20 protein-coding genes are annotated in these 20,488 nt (G+C 75.4%); 13 read left to right on the top strand and 7 right to left on the bottom strand.

What is annotated here, in order from left to right; all coding sequences use genetic code 11:
- Positions 1–60: 60 nt before the first annotated feature.
- The 10 genes from O2W17_RS03345 (at position 61) to O2W17_RS03300 (ending at position 9,133) form a co-directional block, all read left to right on the top strand.
- Positions 61–366 carry a TIGR04076 family protein gene (locus O2W17_RS03345; protein ID WP_269190976.1) on the top strand — a complete coding sequence of 102 codons (306 nt, stop codon included), beginning with the start codon at positions 61–63 and terminating at the stop codon, positions 364–366.
- Positions 363–1,484 (top strand): LLM class flavin-dependent oxidoreductase, encoded by a 1,122-nt coding sequence (locus tag O2W17_RS03340; protein WP_269190975.1) that lies wholly within the window; start codon positions 363–365, stop codon positions 1,482–1,484. Before O2W17_RS03345 ends, O2W17_RS03340 begins: the two co-directional genes overlap by 4 nt.
- Positions 1,481–2,614: an alpha/beta hydrolase gene (locus O2W17_RS03335; RefSeq protein ID WP_269190974.1), complete on the top strand. Its 1,134-nt coding sequence runs from the start codon at positions 1,481–1,483 to the stop codon at positions 2,612–2,614. The genes O2W17_RS03340 and O2W17_RS03335 overlap by 4 nt, the downstream gene beginning before the upstream one ends.
- A complete protein-coding gene (locus tag O2W17_RS03330; protein ID WP_269190973.1) occupies positions 2,611–3,054 on the top strand; it encodes a YybH family protein in 444 nt (147 codons plus the stop codon). Before O2W17_RS03335 ends, O2W17_RS03330 begins: the two co-directional genes overlap by 4 nt.
- Positions 3,051–4,034: an NADPH:quinone oxidoreductase family protein gene (locus tag O2W17_RS03325; protein WP_269190972.1), complete on the top strand. Its 984-nt coding sequence runs from the start codon at positions 3,051–3,053 to the stop codon at positions 4,032–4,034. Before O2W17_RS03330 ends, O2W17_RS03325 begins: the two co-directional genes overlap by 4 nt.
- Complete coding sequence (locus O2W17_RS03320; RefSeq protein WP_269190971.1) at positions 4,034–4,837, top strand: IclR family transcriptional regulator; 804 nt, start codon at positions 4,034–4,036, stop codon at positions 4,835–4,837. The genes O2W17_RS03325 and O2W17_RS03320 overlap by 1 nt, the downstream gene beginning before the upstream one ends.
- Positions 4,838–4,931: 94 nt before the next feature.
- Positions 4,932–5,765 (top strand): 2-keto-4-pentenoate hydratase, encoded by an 834-nt coding sequence (locus O2W17_RS03315; RefSeq protein WP_269190970.1) that lies wholly within the window; start codon positions 4,932–4,934, stop codon positions 5,763–5,765.
- The gene (locus tag O2W17_RS03310) at positions 5,762–6,712 is read left to right on the top strand and encodes an acetaldehyde dehydrogenase (acetylating) (protein ID WP_269190969.1); all 951 of its coding nucleotides are present in this window, start codon (positions 5,762–5,764) and stop codon (positions 6,710–6,712) included. The genes O2W17_RS03315 and O2W17_RS03310 overlap by 4 nt, the downstream gene beginning before the upstream one ends.
- Positions 6,709–7,746, top strand: coding sequence for a 4-hydroxy-2-oxovalerate aldolase (gene dmpG / locus O2W17_RS03305; RefSeq protein WP_269190968.1), 1,038 nt, complete (start codon positions 6,709–6,711; stop codon positions 7,744–7,746). The genes O2W17_RS03310 and dmpG overlap by 4 nt, the downstream gene beginning before the upstream one ends.
- A gap of 139 nt (positions 7,747–7,885) precedes the next feature.
- Positions 7,886–9,133, top strand: coding sequence for a multidrug effflux MFS transporter (locus O2W17_RS03300; RefSeq protein WP_269190967.1), 1,248 nt, complete (start codon positions 7,886–7,888; stop codon positions 9,131–9,133).
- A gap of 9 nt (positions 9,134–9,142) precedes the next feature.
- Here the strand turns inward: O2W17_RS03300 and O2W17_RS03295 are convergent, their stop codons facing one another.
- From O2W17_RS03295 to O2W17_RS03270, 6 genes are all read right to left on the bottom strand, one after another.
- Positions 9,143–9,988 (bottom strand): ABC transporter permease subunit, encoded by an 846-nt coding sequence (locus tag O2W17_RS03295; RefSeq protein WP_269190966.1) that lies wholly within the window; start codon positions 9,986–9,988, stop codon positions 9,143–9,145.
- The gene (locus tag O2W17_RS03290; RefSeq protein WP_269190965.1) at positions 9,985–10,944 is read right to left on the bottom strand and encodes an ABC transporter ATP-binding protein; all 960 of its coding nucleotides are present in this window, start codon (positions 10,942–10,944) and stop codon (positions 9,985–9,987) included. The genes O2W17_RS03295 and O2W17_RS03290 overlap by 4 nt, the downstream gene beginning before the upstream one ends.
- Before the next feature lie 19 nt (positions 10,945–10,963).
- On the bottom strand, positions 10,964–12,049 hold the full coding sequence (locus O2W17_RS03285) for a hypothetical protein (RefSeq protein ID WP_269190964.1): 1,086 nt from the start codon (positions 12,047–12,049) through the stop codon (positions 10,964–10,966).
- Positions 12,033–12,554: a sigma-70 family RNA polymerase sigma factor gene (locus tag O2W17_RS03280; protein ID WP_269190963.1), complete on the bottom strand. Its 522-nt coding sequence runs from the start codon at positions 12,552–12,554 to the stop codon at positions 12,033–12,035. The genes O2W17_RS03285 and O2W17_RS03280 overlap by 17 nt, the downstream gene beginning before the upstream one ends.
- Positions 12,555–12,722: 168 nt before the next feature.
- A complete protein-coding gene (locus tag O2W17_RS03275) occupies positions 12,723–14,351 on the bottom strand; it encodes a thiamine pyrophosphate-binding protein (RefSeq protein WP_269190962.1) in 1,629 nt (542 codons plus the stop codon).
- Complete coding sequence (locus O2W17_RS03270) at positions 14,348–14,851, bottom strand: flavin reductase family protein (RefSeq protein ID WP_269190961.1); 504 nt, start codon at positions 14,849–14,851, stop codon at positions 14,348–14,350. Before O2W17_RS03270 ends, O2W17_RS03275 begins: the two co-directional genes overlap by 4 nt.
- A 35-nt stretch (positions 14,852–14,886) precedes the next feature.
- Between O2W17_RS03270 and O2W17_RS03265 the strand changes: the two genes are divergently transcribed.
- Together O2W17_RS03265 and O2W17_RS03260 are read left to right on the top strand one after the other, a co-directional pair.
- A complete protein-coding gene (locus tag O2W17_RS03265; protein ID WP_269190960.1) occupies positions 14,887–16,308 on the top strand; it encodes a dihydrolipoyl dehydrogenase family protein in 1,422 nt (473 codons plus the stop codon).
- Between the two features lie 62 nt (positions 16,309–16,370).
- The gene (locus tag O2W17_RS03260; protein WP_269190959.1) at positions 16,371–17,177 is read left to right on the top strand and encodes an SGNH/GDSL hydrolase family protein; all 807 of its coding nucleotides are present in this window, start codon (positions 16,371–16,373) and stop codon (positions 17,175–17,177) included.
- 69 nt (positions 17,178–17,246) lie between these two features.
- Here the strand turns inward: O2W17_RS03260 and O2W17_RS03255 are convergent, their stop codons facing one another.
- Entirely contained in the window at positions 17,247–19,172 is a 1,926-nt protein-coding gene (locus tag O2W17_RS03255) for a putative bifunctional diguanylate cyclase/phosphodiesterase (protein ID WP_269190958.1), read from the bottom strand.
- A gap of 198 nt (positions 19,173–19,370) precedes the next feature.
- Between O2W17_RS03255 and O2W17_RS03250 the strand changes: the two genes are divergently transcribed.
- Positions 19,371–20,405 carry an LLM class flavin-dependent oxidoreductase gene (locus O2W17_RS03250; RefSeq protein ID WP_269190957.1) on the top strand — a complete coding sequence of 345 codons (1,035 nt, stop codon included), beginning with the start codon at positions 19,371–19,373 and terminating at the stop codon, positions 20,403–20,405.
- The last annotated feature ends 83 nt before the right edge of the window (positions 20,406–20,488 follow it).

The following is a 20,488-nucleotide window of genomic DNA, read 5'->3' as shown; positions in this document are numbered from 1 at the left end:
AACGAGCACGTGCCTGCCCCGACGTCCGCCGCCGGTGAGCCGGGACCCGGCGGAACCGACATGCAGCTCCACGACCTGCGGATCTCGGTCGACCGCATCGAGGGCCGGTCGGTCTGCGGCCTCCAGGTCGGCGACCACATCGACGTGGTGCGGTCCAACGAGATGCGCCTCCCCGAGGGCAAGCACTTCTGCATGTACGCCTTCGCCGCCGTCCTGCCCATGCTCGCCGCCAAGCAGCGGGACCTGCCCGCCTGCGACTGGATGAGCCAGGACTCCCACGTCGCCTGCCCCGACCCCGAGGAGCGCCTCATCATGCGGATCGACCGCATCGGCACGTCCCACCTGAAGTCCGGTGACCTGACGTGAGCGACGTCCCGGCACCCGGCGCCGGCCCGCAGCGCGCGGGGACCTGGCCGCGCACCGACCGGGTCGAGATCGGGCTCGGGCTGCAGAGCGACAAGCCCGCGGGGGAGTACGCCCGCCTGGCGCGCATCGCCGAGCAGCACGAGATCGACGTCATCAGCGTGTTCTCGGACCTGATGTTCCAGCCACCGATCTTCGCGCTGCTGGAGATGGCCGCCGCCACCGAGCGGGTGCGGCTGGGAGCCGCCTGCTGGAACCCCTACTCCATGCACCCCTACGAGATCGCCGGCCAGGTGGCCGCGCTCGACCTCGCCTCGCACGGGCGGGCCTACCTCGGGCTGGCCCGGGGGACCTGGCTGGGCAGCGTGGGGATCGAGCAGCCCCGGGCGCTGGCGTACCTCCGCGAGTCCGTCGGCTACGTGCGCGACCTGCTGGCCGGGGAGGCGGCCGGCGTGGAGGGGAGCGTGTTCCGGCGGGACGCCGGCGTGCGCCTGCGGTACCAGGTGCAGCGCCCGCACGTGCCGCTGCTGCTGGGTGTCTGGGGCCCGCAGGCCTCCGCGGTGGCCGGTGAGCTCGCCGACGAGGTGAAGATCGGTGGCAGCGCGAACCCCGCGCTGGTCGACGTGATGCGGGAGCGCCTCGCCCCGGGTGAGCTGCGGGCGGGACGTGCCCCCGGCACCACCCGGGTCACCCTCGGCGCGGTGACCGTCGTGGACGAGGACGGCGAGAAGGCGCGGGCCAAGGCGCGCGCCGAGGTCGCGATGTACCTCGCCGTGGTCGCCGACCTCGATCCCACGGTCGAGCTGCGGCCTGGGCTGCTCGACGAGGTGCAGGCCCTGGTGACCGTCGGGGACCACGCCGGCGCCGGCGCCCTGATCCCCGACGACCTGCTCGACCTGTTCGCCTTCTCCGGGTCGCCGGAACAGGTGGCGGTGCAGGCCCAGCGGCTGATCGACGCGGGTGCCGCGCGGATCGACTTCGGCACCCCTCAGGGGCTGCAGGACGACACCGGGATCGAGCTGATCGGGAGCCGGGTCGTGCCGCTGCTCGACCGACGCCCGCGGCCGGCTGCGGACGACGGGACGGGTCTGCTCCCCACAGGGCAGGCGGCGACGCGGTGAGCCGGTTCGACGTCGTCGTCGCGCCCGGGGTGCTGGCCGACCGCCGGACGGCCGAGGAGGTGTTCGCCCGGGCGCTGGACCGGCGGGGCGAGCAGGGGACCCTGCTCTTCCCCGGGAGCGCGGCGGAGCTCGAGGAGGCCCTCGGGAAGGTGGCGGCCGCCGGGGAGTTCGGCTACCTCCCGGCCGATCAGGCCGACCTGGGCGCCCAGGACCTCCCCGGCGCGCCGGCATCGGTGCTCCGCATCGACGTCCACAAGCGCGGCGCGGACCGGTCGGCCTGCGTCCGCCGGCACATCCGCGGCCGCGGGATCGACAGCCTTCGGTTCGCCGTGGACGCCTGGCACTTCCACCGGGCGTGGCCCGCCCGGCACGTGAGCTACGGGCCCGATCCCGACCAGCACGTCGAGGTGCGGCTGCCCCGGGGCTCCGGCGGCGGCGCGTGCCCCGTCGCCGTCCTGGTGCACGGGGGCTACTGGCAGTCCCGCTGGGAGGTCGACCTCATGGACGCCCTGGCGGTGGACCTCGCCGAGCGCGGCTACGTGGCCTGGAACCTCGAGTACCGCCGCCCGGACGACCACGGCTGGGCCGCCACGGCCGACGACGTCGCGGCGGGGGTCGCCGCGCTGGCGACGGCCGACCCGGGTGCCGAGCTCGACCTGGACCGCGTCGTCCTGCTCGGCCACTCCGCGGGCGGGCAACTCGTGGCCCGGCTGGCCGCCGACCTCGCGGCGGACCCCTCGGCCGCGGTCCGGCCGGCGCTCACCGTGTCGCTGGCCGGGGTCCTGGACCTCGACGTCGCCGACCGGCGGTGGCTGGGCGAGGGGTCGATCCCGGCGGCACTGGGCGGCCGGCGCGACGAGCTGGCGGAGGTCTACCGCAGCTCCTCGCCGGTGGCGCGGCTGCCCATCGGCCTGCCCGTGGCCGTCGTCTGCGGTCTGCAGGACAGCCTCGACCTGCTGGACATCGGCCGCAGCTTCGCCGCCGCCGCGGTGGCGGCCGGCGACGACGTCGCGGTGCTCGAGGAGGCGGGGAACCACTTCTCGGTGATCGACCCCGAGCACGCCATCTGGACGTCGATCGCCGCCCTGGTGGCCGACCGGGTCCCGCCGGGCGCCGGGTCCCCGCGGTGACGGTGACGGACGCCGCCCCGCCCGGGCCGGGCGGGCCCGAGGCCGCCGCCGTGCTCGCCGGGCTCGAGGACATGTACGACGCGTTCATGGCCGGCGACCGGCAGCGGTTCGACCGGCACCTGGCCGACGACGTGACCACCTGGGAGTCCGGCGTCCCGGGGCTGCTCAGCCGGGCCCAGCTCGACGCCCACCGGGACGACCCGGCCCGATCCGGTGGGAGCCGGCCCCGAGGCCTGCGCGTGGAGCCGGTGCGGGTCGACGTGTGGGGCGACGTCGCCGCCGCCCGCTACGAGCTCGTCGTCTCCCCGCCGGACCCGGACGGAGCCGAGGAGACGACCCGCGTCACCGATCTGCTCCGCCGGACCGGCGACGGCTGGCGCATCGTCCACCACCACGCCGAGGTCGTCCCGGGGCCGGGCAGCGCCGGGGGGACCTCGTGAGGGTCCTGCGGGCCCAGCGGCTGGGCGAGCCGGGGGAGGTGCTGGAGCTCGGCGAGGCGGAGCCGCAGGACCCCGGACCGGGTCAGGTCCGCATCGCCTGCGAGGCGGTCGGGCTCAACTTCCTGGACGTGTACCTGTGCCGCGGTGGTCACCGGCACGGCTCGCCGCCGCCGTTGACGCCGGGCGTCGAGGTGGCTGGTCGCGTGGTGGGGGCCGGCGCCGGCGCCGAGCACCTCGAGGGCGCTGACGTGGTGGCCTGCCCGGCCCTCCCGGACGGCGCGCTCGCCGACGAGGTCGTGGTCGACGCCGACCTGGTCGTGCGGCGGCCCGCGGACATCGACCCGGTCGTCGCGGCCGCGCTGCCGGTCGCGTACCAGACCGCGTGGTGGGCGATGGAGCGCGCGGGCGTGGGGGAGGGCCACACGGTCCTGGTGACCGCCGCCGCGGGCGGGGTGGGTACCGCGGTGATCCAGCTGGCGCTCGCCCGTGGCGCCCGGGTGATCGCTGCCGCCGGCGGGGACGCGAAGCTCGACCTGTGCCGGCGCCTGGGTGCCGGGACCACGATCGACTACACGACCGAGGACCTGCGCGCCCGGATCGCCGAGGCGACGTCCGGGGACGGGGTGCACGCGATCGTCGACTCCGTCGGCGGTGCGCTGACCGAGCCGCTCGTCGACTCCCTGGCGTTCGAGGGTTTCCTCGTCGCGGTGGGGAGGACGGGCGGACCGTCGTCGGTGGACCCGGGGCGCCTCATGGCCCGGAACGGCTCGCTGGTGGGGCTGAGCTGGGGCTCGCAGTACCCGTGGACCCGCCGGGACGACGTGCGCCGGGTGTACGGCGAGCTGTTCGCCGGCGTCCGGGACGGCTCGGTGGCGCCGTTGATCGAGACGGTCGGTCTCGCCGAGGTGCCCGGGGCGCTGGACGCCATGGCGGCCCGCCGCACCGTCGGCAAGATCGTCGCCGTGATCCGCGACCGCTGATGGGTCCGGCGCCGGGCGGCCGGGACGCGGAGGGCACCGCTGCGCCCGCCGTCGACCGGGGCACGGTCCTCGGCAAGGTGGTCACGGTGCTCTTCGCGTTCCGCGCCGAGGACCACGGGGTCACCCTGGCCGAGCTGGGACGGCGCACCGGTCTGCCCAAGGCGACCCTGCACCGCGTGGTCTCCGACCTCGTCGAGGTGCGGCTCCTGGACCGGGTCGACGGGCGCTACCGGCTCAGCGGGCAGGTGTTCCAGCTCGGGATGCGGGCCTCGGTCGAACGCGGGCTGCTGGAGGTGGCCACCCCGTTCCTGGAGGACCTCTACGAGCGCACCCACGAGACGGTGCACCTCGGCGTCCTCGACGCGGACAGCGTCGTCTACGTCGCCAAGATCGGGGGGCACCGGCAGGCGGCGGCGCCGTCGCGCATCGGGGGCCGGATGCCGCTGCACTGCACCGCGATCGGCAAGGCGCTGCTGGCCCACTCCCCGGCCGAGGTCCTCGCCCGCGCCGTGGCCGGGGGGCTGGAGCGGCGGACGCCGCACACGGTCACCGCACCCGGCCTCCTGCGCCGCCAGCTCGACCTGGTCCGCGAGACCGGAACGGCCTTCGAGCACGAGGAGTCGGCGGTGGGCATCGTGTGCGTCGCCGCCCCGGTGCTCGACCCCGACGACCGGCCGGTGGCGGCGATCAGCGTCACCGGTCCGGTCATCCGCTTCCGTCCGGGCGCTGCCGCACCGGCGGTCCAGGCCGCCGCCGCGGGCATCGCGGCGGTCCTGGCCCGCCGCGGGCCGGCGGAGAGCTGACCCGCCCAGTGGAACGCCGGGCTAGGTCCGGGGACGGGCGCCCGTCATGGTGAGGGTTCCACCGCCCACCGCCCACCGTCGAGCCGAGGACGTCATGACGCGAGCGACCACCCCACCGGCCCCCGCCCGCCCCGGGAGCTCCGCGGTGGACCGGGCGGCCGACCGGCTCCGGACCGCTGCCCGGACCGGCACCCCGTGCCCTCCGGTGCGGGACCTGATCGGCACCGACGACGTGGACCTGGCGTACGCGGTGCAGCAGCGGCTGGTGGAGGGCCGGCTGGCCGCCGGTGCCCGGGTCGTGGGCCGGAAGATCGGCCTGACCTCGCCGGCGGTGCAGCAGCAGCTGGGCGTGGACCGGCCGGACTTCGGGGTGCTGTTCGACGACATGGACGTCAGCGCGCTGCCGGAGGTGCCCTCGGACCGGCTGATCCAGCCGAAGACGGAGGCCGAGGTGGCGTTCGTGCTGGGCGCGGACCTGGCCGAGGGCTTGCTGGACGTCGACCAGGTGCGCAACGCCGTGGCGTACGCGGTCGCCGCGCTGGAGATCGTGGACAGCCGGATCGCCGGCTGGGACATCACCTTCGGCGACACGGTCGCGGACAACGCCTCCAGCGGGCTGTTCGTGCTGGGGGAGCGCCGGCTGACCCTGGCGGAGTTCGAGCCGGTCGACGTCGCCATGACCATGCGGCTCGGTGGCGACGTCGTCTCGACGGGCACCGGGGCGGCCTGCCTCGGCGACCCGCTGGTCGCGTTGGGCTGGCTGGCCCGGACCGCGGCCGACCTCGGCGATCCGCTGCGGGCCGGGCAGGTCGTCCTCTCCGGTGCGCTGGGCCCGATGGTGGCCACCCCGCCCGGATCGGTCGTCTCGGCCGACCTCGGCCCGCTGGGCACCGTCACCGCCACGTTCTCGGGAAAGGGCCAGGCATGAGCAGGACCAAGGTCGCGGTCATCGGGTCGGGCAACATCGGCACGGACCTGATGATCAAGGTGATCCGGCACTCGGACGTGCTGGAGATGGGGGCGATGGTCGGGATCGACCCGGACTCCGACGGGCTGGCCCGGGCGCGGCGCATGCGGGTGCCGACCACGGCCGAGGGCGTGGACGGGCTCATCGCCATGGACGGCTTCGACGAGATCGAGATCGTCTTCGACGCCACCTCGGCCAAGGCGCACGTCGCGAACGCGCAGAAGCTGGCCCCCTACGGCAAGCGGCTGGTGGACCTGACGCCGGCCGCGATCGGGCCCTACGTCGTCCCGCCGGTCAACCTGGACCAGCACCTCGCCGACGAGGTGACCAACGTCAACATGGTCACCTGCGGTGGGCAGGCGACGATCCCGATGGTGGCGGCGGTCGCCCGGGTCGCTCCGGTGGCCTACGCCGAGATCGTCGCCTCGATCGCGTCGAAGTCGGCGGGCCCGGGGACGCGGGCGAACATCGACGAGTTCACCGAGACCACCGCGCAGGCCATCGAGGCCGTCGGCGGCGCGGGGCGGGGCAAGGCGATCATCGTGCTGAACCCGGCGGAGCCGCCGCTGATCATGCGCGACACGGTGCTCTGCCTGATCGGCGACGCAGACCAGGACGCCATCCGCGACTCCGTCGCCCGGATGGCCGCGGACGTCGCCGAGTACGTACCGGGTTACCGCCTCAAGCAGGAGGTGCAGTTCGCCCCGATCCCCGAGGGGGAGCCGGTGCACACCCTGCTGCCCGAGGGCGCCGGACCGGTGACCACGAAGGTGACGATCTTCCTCGAGGTCGAGGGCGCCGCGCACTACCTGCCCGCCTACGCCGGCAACCTGGACATCATGACCTCGGCGGCCCTCCGCGTGGGCGAGAGCCTCGCCCGCCGGGTCCCCGCGCAGGTGACGGCGTGACCGCCGCGCCGGACGTCTACGTCCAGGACGTGACCCTGCGGGACGGCATGCACGCCATCCGGCACCGGATCAGCCCCGCCGACGTCGGCCGCATCGTCGCCGCGCTCGACGCCGCCGGTGTGGACGCGATCGAGGTAGCCCACGGCGACGGCCTGGCCGGCGGCAGCCTCAACTACGGCCCCGGTAGCAACACCGACTGGGAGTGGATCGAGGCCGCCGCGGCCAACCTGGAGCGGGCGGTGCTCACCACGCTGCTGCTGCCGGGCATCGGCACCATCGCCGAGCTCAAGCACGCCTACTCCCTGGGCGTGCGGTCGATCCGGATCGCCACCCACTGCACCGAGGCCGACGTCGCCGCCCAGCACATCGCCACCGCCCGCGACCTGGGCATGGACGTGTCGGGGTTCCTGATGATGAGCCACATGGCCCCGGCCGCCGAGCTCGCCCGGCAGGCGGCGCTGATGGAGTCCTACGGGGCGCACTGCGTCTACGTCACCGACTCCGGCGGCCGGCTGACCATGGACGGCGTCCGCGAGCGGGTGCGCGCCTACCGCGACGTGCTGGCGGCAGAGACGCAGGTCGGCATCCACGCCCACCAGAACCTCTCGCTCGCGGTCGCCAACTCCGTGGTGGCGGTGGAGGAGGGGGTCACCCGGGTGGACGCCTCGCTGGCCGGTCACGGCGCCGGGGCCGGCAACTGCCCGATCGAGCCCTTCATCGCCGTCGCCGACCTGCAGGGCTGGACCCACCGCTGCGACCTGTTCGCGCTCCAGGACGCCGCCGACGACATCGTCCGGCCGCTCCAGGACCGGCCGGTCCAGGTCGACCGGGAGACCCTCACCCTGGGCTACGCGGGCGTCTACTCCAGCTTCCTCCGCCACGCCGAGGCGGCGTCGCAGCGCTACGGCATCGACGTCCGGACCATCCTGCTCGAGGTCGGCCGGCGCGGTCTGGTCGGCGGCCAGGAGGACATGATCGTCGACATCGCCCTCGACCTCCAGGGTGCCCGGGGGGACGACGCCGGGACCGTCTGACGCCGTCCCCGCCCGCCGGTCTCGCGACTCCGTGGCGCCGGCCGGGAGGGCACACCCCGTCGTCGACCGTGAGGAGCAGGATGCTGGCCGGGACCGGAGTGGCTCCTCGTCGTCCGCCGGTGGGCTCCGGGGCGTACGGGTGAGCGCGCCGGGTTCCGTCTCCGCCCGCGACGTCTCCCGCCGCGAGCTGCCGCTGCGGCTCGTGCTGGTCCTGGGCGGGCTGACGGCGGTCGGCCCGCTCTCGCTCACCATGTACCTCCCGGCCCTCCCGCAGCTGGCGGAGGACCTGGATAGCACGGACGCGCTGGCCCAGCTGACGATGACGGCCTGCATGGTCGGGCTGGCCCTCGGGCAGCTCGTCGTCGGGCCGCTCAGCGACCGCTACGGCCGCCGGCGTCCGCTGCTGCTGGGTGGCGCCGCCTACACGACGAGCTCGTTCCTGTGCGCGCTGGCGCCGGACATGGTGCTGCTGATCGGCCTGCGCCTGGTGCAGGGGATGGCCGGCGGTGCCGGGATCGTCATCGCCCGCGCCATCGTCCGGGACCGCTTCGACACCGACTCGGTGGCGCGGGTGTTCGCCCTCCTGCTGCTGGTCACCGGGGTGGCGCCGGTGACCGCGCCCATCCTCGGCGGGCAGCTCGTCCGCGTCACGTCCTGGCCGGGTCTCTTCGTCGCGCTCGGCGTCATCGGTGCGCTGACCTTCGCCGCCACCGCGCTGGTGGTCCGGGAGAGCCTCCCGGTGGAGGCCCGGGACCGGGGCGGGTTCCGCGCCACGGGGCGCCGGTTCGCCACGGTGCTGCGCGACGGCCGCTTCCTCGGCTTCGCCGGCGTCCTGGCGCTGGGGACGACGCTGTTGTTCACCTACCTGTCGATGAGCCCCTTCGTGCTGCAGGAGCGCTTCGGGCTCAGCCCGCAGGCCTTCTCCTACGCGTTCGCCGCCACGGCGGTGGGCATGATGGCCGCCGGGCAGCTCAGCGCCTGGCTGGTGGGCCGGCGGGGCGCCGCCTGGACCCTCCGGGCCGGGCTGGTCACGACGGCGACGCTGAACGCCGTGCTCGTCACCGCGGTGGTGCTGGGCCTGGGCAGGTCCGTCGTGCTGCCGCTACTCACCGCGGGCGTGAGCTGCATCCCCCTGGTGCTGTCCACGTCCTCCGCCCTCGCGCTCGACGCCCATCGCGCACGGGCGGGAACGGCCACCGGCCTCATGGGGATGGCCCAGTTCGGGATCAGCGGGACCGTGGCGCCGCTAATCGCCATCGGCGGGACGACACCGGTGCTGATGGTCTCGACCATGGCCTGCTCCGCGGCGCTCGCCCTCGTCGTCGGCCTGCTGCTGATCCGCGGCCGCGTCCGGCCCCGGGGCGGCGGCGGACCACCGGCGGGCTGACCCCCTGCGTCAGATGTCGCGGCGCTGGAAGGAGAGCGCGGTCAGCCCCAGGACCACGGCGATCCACACCGCGGCCCAGGCCAGGTAGACCGGCGTCGGGGCGGCGTCGGACAGGAACGGGAAGCCGCCCTCGGGGCCCATCTGCATCAGGGCCGACGGGTCCTGGAAGGCGTTCATGGCGCCGCGCCACAGCCCGTCGGTGGGCAGCAGCACCCGGGAGACGCTGCCCACCCGCTCGACGCCCTCGTTGCCCAGCGCCCCGCCGATGCCCCCGACCACGCCGGCGACCCAGGTGGCCCCGAACAGCCCCACCGCGACGATGCCCGAGGCCATCGGCGAGATGACGCTGGACAGCAGCAGGGCCAGCGTCAGCAGGGCGACCGTCTCGGCGGCCAGCAGCGCGAGCCCGGCGGCCGGCGACGGCGGCCAGTAGCCGACCACCCCGCGCACGACGAGCAGCTGCGCCAGGCCGGCCAGCACGACGTAGCCGCACCCGAAGGTGAGCAGGCCCAGCCACTTGCCGAGCAGCACCGACGACCGGCGGACCGGCCGGGCCAGCATCGCCAGGGACTGCCCCGACTCCACCTCGCCGGAGAGCGTGGGCCCGGCCAGGAAGGCCGTGCCGATCGCCGCGATCAGGCTGAAGCCGAACATGATCAGGTTGAGCAGCATCGAGGCCACCAGGCGGGCCTCGCCGCTGGTCAGCGTGCCGAGCTCGGTGTCCAGGCCGATCAGCTTCGAGAAGCCCCAGCCGCTGAGCGCGAGCAGCACCACCGTGAGGGCCAGCAGCGCCCAGACGACCTTGCGCCGGGCGGCCTCCCGCAGGGTGAGCCCCGCGACGGTCAGGGCTATCACGGCGCCGGCTCCTCGTGCCGGAGGACGGCGAGCAGCCGCTCCTCGAGGCTGATCCGCGCCGGCTCGACGGCGTGCACCCGGACGCCGAGACCGACGAGGTCGCGGACCAGGTCGGGCACGGTGACGCCGTCGTCGTCCGCGGCCAGCTGCACGGTGAACCAGTCCCCGCTGCGCGCCAGCGGGCCGGCCGCCCGCAGCCGCTGCTCGACGCCGTCGTCGACGCCGCCCAGCCGCAGCCGGACCTCGCGCTGCCCGAGCAGCTCGGCCAGCGTGCCCGACGCCGCCACCTGGCCCTTGTCGAGGATCACCACCCGGTCGCACACCCGCTCCACCTCGCCGATCAGGTGCGAGTTGAGCAGCACCGCGACCCCGCGGGACTTCAGCGCGAGCACCAGGTCCCGGACGTCGACCCGGCCCAGCGGGTCCAGCGCGCTGGTCGGCTCGTCGAGGACCACCAGCTGCGGGCGGGCGACCAGCGCGACGGCCAGGCCCAGCCGCTGCTGCATGCCCTTGGAGAAGCTGCCGACGCGGTCACCGGTCCGCTCGCCGAGGCCGACCAGCGCCAGGCACTCGCGGCGCTCCTCGGCGGGCACGTCGAGGCGGGAGAGCCGGACGTGCAGGTCGAGCACCTCGGCGGCGCTCAGCCACGGCTGGTAGCGGAACAGCTCGGGCAGGTACCCGACGGCGCTGCGGGAGCGCGGATCGGTCGACGGGCGCCCGAGCAGCAGCACCTCACCGGCGTCGGGCCGCACCAGGCCGAGCAGCATCTTGATGACGCTGGTCTTCCCGGCGCCGTTGGGGCCCAGCAGGCCGACGACCTCGCCGCGGCCGACGGTGAAGGAGACGTCGTCGACGGCGGTCCGGCGTCCGTACCGCTTGCGCAGCCCGGAGCACCAGACCGCCGGGGACGGCGGCAGGTCGTCGAGCCCGCCCGCCGCGGGAGCGTTCGAGGTCACCCCGCGGACGGTAGCGGTGTCAGCCGAGCTCACGGGCGACGGTGAGCAGCTCGTCGGCGCTGAGCGTCCCGGCCACGCCGGTCATCACGCCGTCCTCCACCCAGACCACGCCGGCGAAGAGCCCGTCGCGCGAGGTGAGCACCGTCGCCTCGGACCCGTCCACGTCGGCCGTCGAGCTGGTCACCATCTCCGCGGGGACCGGCAGCGGCAGCGTCGCGGCGTCGGGGGAGAGGTCGCGCAGCTGGTCGGCGAGGCCGTCGGGGAGGCCCGGCAGCGACAGCAGGTAGTCGCGGACGGTCTCGAACGGCACGCCCGAGGACAGCACCTTCGGCGCACCCACCCGGGCGACGACGAGGGTCGGCACGCCGGTCGGCTGCGACCACATCGCCGCGACCCCGGGGCCGGCCTCGAACCGCAGGGTGCTCCCGTCGATCCCGGCCGGCGGGGGAGGCAGGACCTCGCCCTCGGCGGCCGCGGCCTGCGCCGCCCGGTCGGCGGAGAAGGTGAAGGTCGCGCCCAGGACGCCGGCCACCTGGTACGCCGGGTCGCCGGTCACCCCCTCGGGCAGCTCGGCGACCTCGGGGACGTCGAGACCGGTGCGCTCGCGCGCGGTCGCGGCGTCGGCCACCTGCTCGGGGTCGGGCTCCTCGGTGATCTGCAGGTCGCCGTAGGCCGAGAGGTCGGGCACCTGCACCAGGTCGGTGGCGGTGATCTCGACCGGGTCGACCCGCTCGGTCTGGAAGATCGGCAGCCAGTCGTTGGCGGCCGCCACGCCGGCGCCGGTCAGCAGCACCACCGCGCCGAGCGCGGCCACGGCGGGACGCCGGACGGCGGTGCCCCAGCGGTTACGCCCCGGGACGCGCGCCGGGCGGAAGGCGGTCGTGGACGAGGGGGCGGAGGCGGCCGAGAACCGGGCCCACGCCGCGTCCGGGTCGACGGCGCCGGGGCCGCCGAGCGCCGCACCGACGAGCTGCGCGTCGGCGCGGGCGTCGTCGAGGGAGCGCAGGCAGACGGAGCAGCCGGCGACGTGCGCGCGGTCGGCGTCGGAGACGCCGGCGGGCTCGTCGATCAGCCGGCGGAGGACGCCTTCATTCGGGTGACGCATGACGGTTCAGCTCCTTGCGAAGTGCGGCTTCGGCGCGTCGGACGGTGGTGCCGACGCTGCCGGGGGACAGCTCGAGTGCGGTGGCGACCTCGGCGTAGCTGAGGCCGCTGTGGCGGAGGACGAGGGCGGTGGCCTGCGTGCGGGGGAGCCGGGCCAGGGCCGCCCGGACGCGGCTGCGGTCCTCGAGGGTGAGCACCGTGTCGGCCACGTCGGGGGTGACGGTGTCGGCGGCGGAGGCCACCGTCTCCTCGCGGGAGGCCCGGCGGCGCCCCGAGCGGATGAGGTTCAGCGCGGTGTGGGCCGCGGCGACCGAGAGCCAGCCGGGGGCCTCGGCGGCCGGGACCGACGAGCGGCCGAAGGAGAGGAAGACCTCCTGGGCGACGTCCTCGGCCTGGTCGCGCGAGCCGAGCACCCGGGCGGCCACGCCGACGACCCGCGAGTAGTCCCGCCGGAAGACCTCCTCGAGGTCGGGCCGCACCGCACCGCGGGTCGCTGCTGCCGGCACGCCGCCCGTCCCTCCGACCCGGCCCAGCGGACCGGGAAATGTCAGGACGGCCGCCGGTGCCGGCCGTCCGTTCCGTACGAGGTCCATGTACGGATAGCACCGCCGGGCCCGCGGATGTGACAACCGGCCCGGCAGGTCCTCCGGACGTGCCCGCTCAGCCGCGCCCGGTCACTCCGCCCACCGCGGCGAGGTCGTCCGCGGCGGGGTCAGCGTCGCCTCCGTGACGACCAGCCGCGGCTGCCTGCTGGCCAGGGCCGCGCCCAGCGCCTCCGCCAGCGGCGCGCCCAGCCCGGTGACCCGCGTCGCCGGAATGCCGAACGACTCGGCGAGCGCGGCGAAGTCCGGGCGGACGAGGTCGACGCCGCGGTGCTCGTCGCCGGCGTGGTCCTGGTCGTAGCGCAGCATGCCGTACCCGCCGTCGTCGACGACGAGGACCGTGACGGGGAGGGCCTCCTGCGCGATGGTCGCCAGCTCACCCACGGCGAACATGAACCCGCCGTCGCCGCAGACGGCGAGCACCGGCCGGTCGCCGAGCACCCCGGGGCCGACCGAGGCCGGCAGGGCGTAGCCGAGCGTCCCCCACCCGACGGGGTACTGCAGCGTCCGCGGCCGCCGGACCGTGCCGTAGCCGCCGAACCAGTAGCCGGGGATCGCCATGTCCGCGACGACGACCGCGCCCTCCGGCAGCGCGGTGTGCAGCGACTCCAGCAGCTCCAGCCCGGCCGCCGCGCGGGGATCGCCGGACAGCCGCGTCCAGCAGCGGTCGCGGACCTCGCTGACCCGTGCGGCTCCCGCGGGACGGGGCCCGGTCGGGAGGGCCAGCAACGCCTGCAGGGCCTGCTTGGCATCGCCGAGCACCGCGACGTCGAACGGGTAGTTCTTGGTGAGGTCCTCGGCGGCGCAGTTGATCGTCGCCATGGCCCGCGGCACCGGCATGGACCAGTTGCGGGTCATCATCCCGTCGAAGTCGCTGCCGATGCCGATCAGCAGGTCGGCGCCCGCGACGAGCTCGGCGATCTCGGGCTCGTGCGGCGGGAGCCCCACCAGGTACGGGGAGTCGGCCGGGAGGATGCCCCGGGCGGTGTAGGTGGTCACGACGGGGGCCTGCAGGCGCTCCGCGAGCGCCGCCACCTCCTCGGCCGCGTCGGCCTGGACGGCGCCCCCGCCGACCCACAGGACCACCGACGGCGACGCCTCGACCAGCTCGTGGAGGGCCTGGACGGACGCATCGTCCGGGGCGACCGACGAGATCGGGAGCGGGGGGACGGCCGGACCCGGCTGGTTCAGCACGTCGGTGGGGACGTCGACGTAGACCGGTCCCCGCGGGCTGGTCAGGGCCGTCCGGATGGCCTCGGCGACGGCCGCGCACGCGTCCTCGGCGGTCCGGGGGCGGAACACCGCCTTGGCCAGGGGCTCGAAGATGCCGGCCTGGTCCCGGGACTCGTGCAGGATGCCTCGGGACACCCCCGGGCGGGTCAGCTTGGTCGACACCTCACTGGCCACGAGGACCAGGGGCGTGCCGGAGGCGGCGGCCTCGCCGAAGGCGCCGGCGGCGTTGGCTGCGCCGGGGCCGGTGGTGGTCAGCGCGACGCCGAGACCGCCCGTGGCGCGGGCGAGCCCGTCGGCGGCGTAGACGGCGGTCTGCTCGTGGCGCACCCCGACGATCCGGGGCAGGCCCGGGCCGGTCTCCCGCCAGAACGACAGGTTGTGCACCCCGGGGAGGCCGAAGGCGGTCTGCACGCCGGCGGCCGCGAACGCTTCGAGGATCCGCCTCGCGACGGGGGACGACGAACTCATCGGGAAGCCTCTCGGTCGGACTGGTAGCGGCCGCGCACCCGCAGCAGGGGTGTCGTGGTGGGGTTCAGCACGGGCACGTCCTCGACCCGCAGCAGGGCCAGCACGTGGTCGCCGGCCTCGACCAGCCGCTCCAGGCGGCAGTCCAGGGCGGCCGGCGCCTCCTGCAGGACGATGGCGCCGCTGCCCTCGGCCCGGGTCCAGGGCACCGACTCCAGCAGGTGCCGGGCGCTCGGGCGGCCGGCGGAGGAGAACCGGGACGCGACGATGGCGTGCGGCGCGGCCAGCACCGTCAGCGCGCAGCTGCCGACCGACTCCAGCACCTCGGCGGGGTAGCCGTCGGCGGTCAGGCCGACGGCGACCAGCGGGGGTGCGGCCGAGACGCTCATGACCGAGCTGACCGTCGTCCCGACGTCGTCGATGCCGTCGCGCACGGTCAGCAGGCACACCCCGGCGGCGTACTGGGCCAGGGCGGCGGTGAACTCGCCTCGATCGACCGGCATGGCGGCCAGTCGACCACACGGGGAGTATCTGGCGCGTGAGCGGAGAAGAGCGGACGTACGACGTCGTCGTCCTGGGAGCGGGCTCGACGGGGGAGAACGTCGCCGACGTCGTCGTGCGGGGCGGCCTGTCGGCGGTGCTGGTGGAGCCGGAGCTGGTCGGCGGGGAGTGCTCGTACTGGGCGTGCATGCCGAGCAAGACGCTGCTCCGTGGCACCGAGGTGCTCGCGGAGGCGCGGGCCGTGGCCGGCGCGGCCGAGGCGGTGACGGGGGAGCAGGACGTCGCGGCCACGCTCGCCCGCCGCGACTCGTTCACCTCGCACTGGGACGACTCGGGCCAGGTCGAGTGGGTGCACGGCGCCGGCATCGACCTGCTCCGGGGCACCGGCCGGCTCGACGGCGAGCGCACCGTCGTCGTCACCGCCGAGGACGGCACGCGGACCCGGCTGACCGCCCGGCACGCCGTCGCCGTGTGCACCGGGTCGGCCGCCGCGGTGCCGCCCGTCGAGGGGCTGGCCGACGTCAGCGCCTGGGGTCCGCGCGAGGCGACCAGCGCCACGGCGGCCCCGGCCCGGCTGCTCGTGCTCGGCGGCGGTTACGTCGGCTGCGAGATGGCCACCGCCTGGCAGGCGCTCGGGTCGCAGGTGACCGTGCTGCAGCGCGGCGAGCGGCTGCTGCCGGGGGTGGAGCCGCAGGCCGGCGAGGCGGTCGCCGAGTCGCTGCGGAAGGCCGGCGTCGACGTCCGGCTCGGCACGGAGGTCACCGCCGCGCGCCGGGACGGCACGGGCGTCGTGCTGACGACGGCGGACGGCGAGGTCCGCGGGGACGAGGTGCTGGTCGCGGTCGGCCGCTCGGCGCGCACCGCCGACATCGGCGCCGGCACCGTCGGTCTCGAGCCGGGGGAGTACCTCTCCGTCGACGCCACGCTGCAGGTCGAGGGGATCCCCTGGCTCTACGGCGTCGGCGACGTCAACGGCCGGCAGCAGCTCACCCACATGGGCAAGTACCAGGCCCGGCAGGCGGGGGCGGCGATCGTGGCGCGGGCCCGCGGGGAGCAGGTCGACACCGCTCCGTGGTCGCCCTTCGTCGACACCGCGGACGACGTCGCGACGCCGTCGGTGGTCTTCACCGACCCGCAGGTCGCCAGCGTCGGGCGCACCGCCGCGCAGGCGCAGGAGGCGGGCCTGCCGCACCGCGTCGTCGAGTACCCGATCGGCAGCATCGCCGGCGCCGCGGTCTTCGCCGACGGCTACACCGGGACGGCGATCGCGGTCGTCGACACCGAGCGCGAGGTGCTGCTGGGCATGACGTTCGTCGGCCCGGCGGTCGCCGAGCTGCTGCACGCGGCGACGATCGCGGTCGTGGCCGAGGTGCCGATCGCCCGGTTGTGGCACGCCGTCCCGGCCTACCCCACGATCAGCGAGATCTGGCTGCGGCTGCTGGAGACCTACCGGGGCTGAGGTCGTCGCGGGCGGATCCCACCCCGGTTCCCGGTGCGGGGAGGGGCGTGCTGGAGTGAGCCGTGCAGTTCGACCGATCGTCCCGTTCCTCCTGGCACCGCTACATCGCCCTGGGCGACTCGTTCACCGAGGGGCTCAGCGACCCGGATCCCGGCCGCCCCGGCGGGTACCGCGGCTGGGCCGACCGGCTCGCCGGGCACCTCGCCGCCGCGGCGCCGCACGCGGACGTCGAGTACGCCAACCTGGCGATCCGCGGCCGGTTGCTGGCCCAGGTGCTCGCCGAGCAGGTGCCCGTGGCGCTCGAGGCGTCGCCGGACCTGGTCAGCCTGGTCGCCGGCGGCAACGACCTGATGCGCCCCGGCGCCGACCCGGACGAGCTGGCCGCGCAGCTCGAGGCCACCGTCGTCCGCTTCCGGGCGGCCGGCGCCGACGTGCTGCTGGCCACCGGCGTGGACACCCGCAACACCCCGATCCTGCGCCGGGTCCGCGGCAGGATGGCGATCTTCAACGCCAACGTCTGGTCGATCGCCGCGCGGCAGGGCGCCGCCGTCCTCGACCAGTGGGGCGCCGGCTGGGTGCAGGACTTCCGGCTCTGGGACACCGACCGGATCCACCTGACCGACGAGGGGCACCGCCGCATGGCGCTGGCCGCCGCGGCGGCGCTGGGGCTGCCCGGTGCCGACGGCGAGGACTGGCGCACCCCGCTCCCGCCGCAGCCACCGCGCGAGCTGCGGGCCGCGCTGGCCGAGGAGGCCGCGTGGGTGCGCGGCTTCGTCGCGCCGTGGATCGGCCGGCGCCTGCGCGGCCGCTCCTCCGGCGACGGCCGGGCGGCCAAGCGGCCGGTGCCCCTGGCCCTGCCCCGCGGGTGACGTGCTGGAACGGCCCGGTCCGGAGGCTCACCTCGAGCGTGCGAGGGGTGAGAGGGACCGGGTCCTCTTTCAGTCGTCGTCGGCGAGCTCGTCGAAGAGCGTGCGGGCGGACAACCGGCCGGTGTCGGTGACGTCGTGCCCCTCGGGGGTCAACGGCGTCCGCTGCCGGGGGAGCGCGGGCGGGACCGGCGGCTCGGGCAGCAGCTCACCGGCCACGTCCTCGGCCGGGGCCTCGGTGACCTCGCCGATCAGCACCTCCGCCGGGCTGGGCAGCGGCGCCGGGCGGCCGAACGCGTAGCCCTGGGCCATCGCGCAGCCGTGGTCGAGCAGCCAGGCGGCCTGGTCGAGGTCCTCGATGCCCTCGGCGATGACCTGCAGGCCCATGCCGCGACCCAGCTGCAGCAGCCCGTGCACGAGCGCGGCGGTGGAGGGCTCGGTGACGACGTCGGCCACGAAGGAGCGGTCGATCTTGACCGTGTGGATGGGCAGCCGGTGCAGCGCGGTGATGGCGGAGTAGCCGGTGCCGAAGTCGTCCAGCGCGAGGGTCACGCCCTGGTCGGTGACGACGGCGACCGCGTGCAGCGTGGCCTCCGCGGCGAACAGCGCCGTCGACTCGGTGATCTCCAGCTCGAGCCGGTGCGGCGGGAGGCCGGACTCCTCGAGCGCCGCGGCGACGAGCTCGCTGAAGCCCTCCTCGCCCAGGTGGCGGGCCGAGATGTTGACGTGCACCCGCAGGTCCTCGGTCCAGGTGGCGGCGTCCAGGCAGGCGCGCCGCAGCACCCACGCGCCGAGCTTCGAGGTGAGCCGGTTGTTCTCCGCGACGTCCAGGAAGGCGCCGGGCGGGAGCAGGCCGCGGGTGGGGTGCTGCCAGCGGATGAGCGCCTCGTAGCCGAGCAGCGTCTCGTCGGCCAGGTGCACGATCGGCTGGTAGAACAGCCGCAGCTCGTCGTGGTCGAGGGCGTGCCGGAGCTCGGTCTCCAGCTGCAGCGCGTCGACGTCGTTGCGGCTCAGCGCCCCCTCGTGGACCTCGATGCGGGCGCGCTGGCCATCGGCCTTGGCCCGGGTCAGCGCGCTCTGCGCCTGGCGGAGCAGGTCGTCGGGGGTCATGTCGGCGCCGAGGGTGAGCCCGACGCTGGCCGAGAGGGTGATCTCCCGGCCGTTCACCACGAACGGCTCGTCGAGCACGCTCAGCAGGCGGTCGGCCAGCGCCCGGAGCCCGTCGAGGTCCTCGACGTCCTCGGCGACGACGAGGAACTCGTCGGCGCCCAGGCGCACGGCGGTGTCCTCGACGCGGGTGCTCCAGCGCAGCCGGTCGGCGAACTGGCTGAGCAGCAGGTCGCCGGCCTCGTGGCCGAGGGCGTCGTTGACCGCCTGGAACCGGTCGATGTTGAGGTGCACCAGGCCCACCTGCAGCCCGCGGCGGCGGGAGAGCGCGACGGCGTGCCGCAGCCGGTCGGTGAGCGCGCGCCGGTTGGGCAGCCCGGTCAGCGGGTCCATGAACGCGCGGCGGACGGCGTCCTCCTCCGCGCGGCGGCGGTCGGTGACGTCGACCAGCGAGAGGACGACGAACTGCGGCGTCCCGTTGCTCTGCAGCACCAGCTCGTGCGACTGGACGACCCACAGCTCCGTGCCGTCGGAGCGGCGCAGCCGGCGCTCGCCGTCGAGGAGCAGGTTGGGGTCGAGGTCGGGCTCGCCGGGAGCCGGCGCGAGCCCGAGGTCGCCGACCGGCGGGTCGTCGGGGTGGGCGAGCAGGTCGATGTGCCGGCCCGACAGGCTCTCGGCGGTGCGGCCGGTGAGGGCGCACATCCGCGGGTTGGCGACCAGCACGTGCCCGTCGAGGTCGACGAGGGCCTTGGCGATCGGCGCGGAGAGGAACAGCGCCTGGAACAGCTGGCCCCGGTCGGCGAGCAGCGTGTCGATCGCCCGCAAGCGCTGCCCGGCGGCGCCGCCAGGCGCGCCCGGGGATCGGGGCGTCTCGGATGCGGGAAGGCTCACCGGGACAGCGTCACGCATCGCAGGCAAGAAGTGACGGAACCGCATCACGGAGAGTCGTGATCAGCCCATCACACTCCGTCGCACCAGGTCACACCGGCCCCACCGGTCGCGCCCGCTACGGGTGATTGCCACAGCGGCCGGGAATCCGGACCCCTCCCGGGGTGCTGGTGCAGCAGACATCGACGAGAGGGAAGTGTCGTGGAGAAGCGGATCGGGTTCCTGTCCTTCGGGCACTGGCAGCCCATTCCCGGGTCGCAGGTGCGCACGGGGCGGGACGCGCTGGTGCAGAGCGTCGAGCTGGCGGTCGCCGCCGAGGAGATGGGGCTCGACGGCGCCTACGTGCGGGTGCACCACTTCGCGCGGCAGCTGGCCTCGCCGTTCCCGCTGCTGGCGGCGATGGCGGCGCGGACGAGCCGGATCGAGCTGGGCACCGGCGTCATCGACATGCGGTACGAGAACCCCCTCTACATGGCCGAGGAGGCCGCGGCGACCGACCTGCTCGCCGACGGCCGGCTGCAGCTCGGCGTCAGCCGGGGATCACCGGAGACGGCGCTGCGCGGCTCGGAGGCGTTCGGCTACGTGCCGGGCCCCGACGGCAGCGACGCCGACCTGGCCCGGCAGAAGACCGGGCTGTTCCTGGCGGCGATCACCGGGCAGCCGCTGGTCGACGCCGACCCGCGGATGACCGGCGGCGCGGCCGGCAGGCTCGCGATCCAGCCGCAGTCGCCGGGGCTGGCCGACCGGATCTGGTGGGGCTCGGGCACCCGCGCCACCGCCGAGTGGACGGCGCAGCAGGGGCTGAACCTGATGAGCTCGACGCTGCTGGTGGAGGACACCGGCGTCCCCTTCGACGAGCTGCAGGCCGAGCAGATCGCCCGCTACCGCGCCGCCTGGGCCGAGGCCGGGTGGGAGCGCGAGCCGCGGGTCTCGGTGAGCCGCAGCGTGCTGCCGATCGTCAGCGACCTGGACCGGCAGTACTTCGGCGGCGCGCGGGACGGGCAGGACCAGGTCGGCATCCTCGAGGGGGTGCGCGCCAGGTTCGGCAAGAGCTACACCGGTGAGCCGGACGCGCTCGCCGAGCAGCTGGCCAAGGACGTCGCCGTCCGCGAGGCCGACAGCCTGCTGCTGACCGTGCCCAACATGCTCGGCGTCGAGTACAACGCCTCCCTGCTGCGGACGATCGTGGAGCACGTGGCACCTGCGATCGGCTGGCTGCACCCCGACCAGCGGTAGCGCGGGTGCCGGCTCGTCGTGCAGCGTGCCGTTGTCGTACGAGCACCCGGCCCCGGCCACGCTCCAGGGGTGCCTCTCGTCCT

This window comes from Blastococcus sp. VKM Ac-2987, from assembly GCF_026967805.1.
Lineage (GTDB): Bacteria > Actinomycetota > Actinomycetes > Mycobacteriales > Geodermatophilaceae > Blastococcus.
The sequence above is the reverse complement of the archived record's forward strand: the minus strand, read 5'-3'. Positions and strand labels throughout refer to the sequence as shown.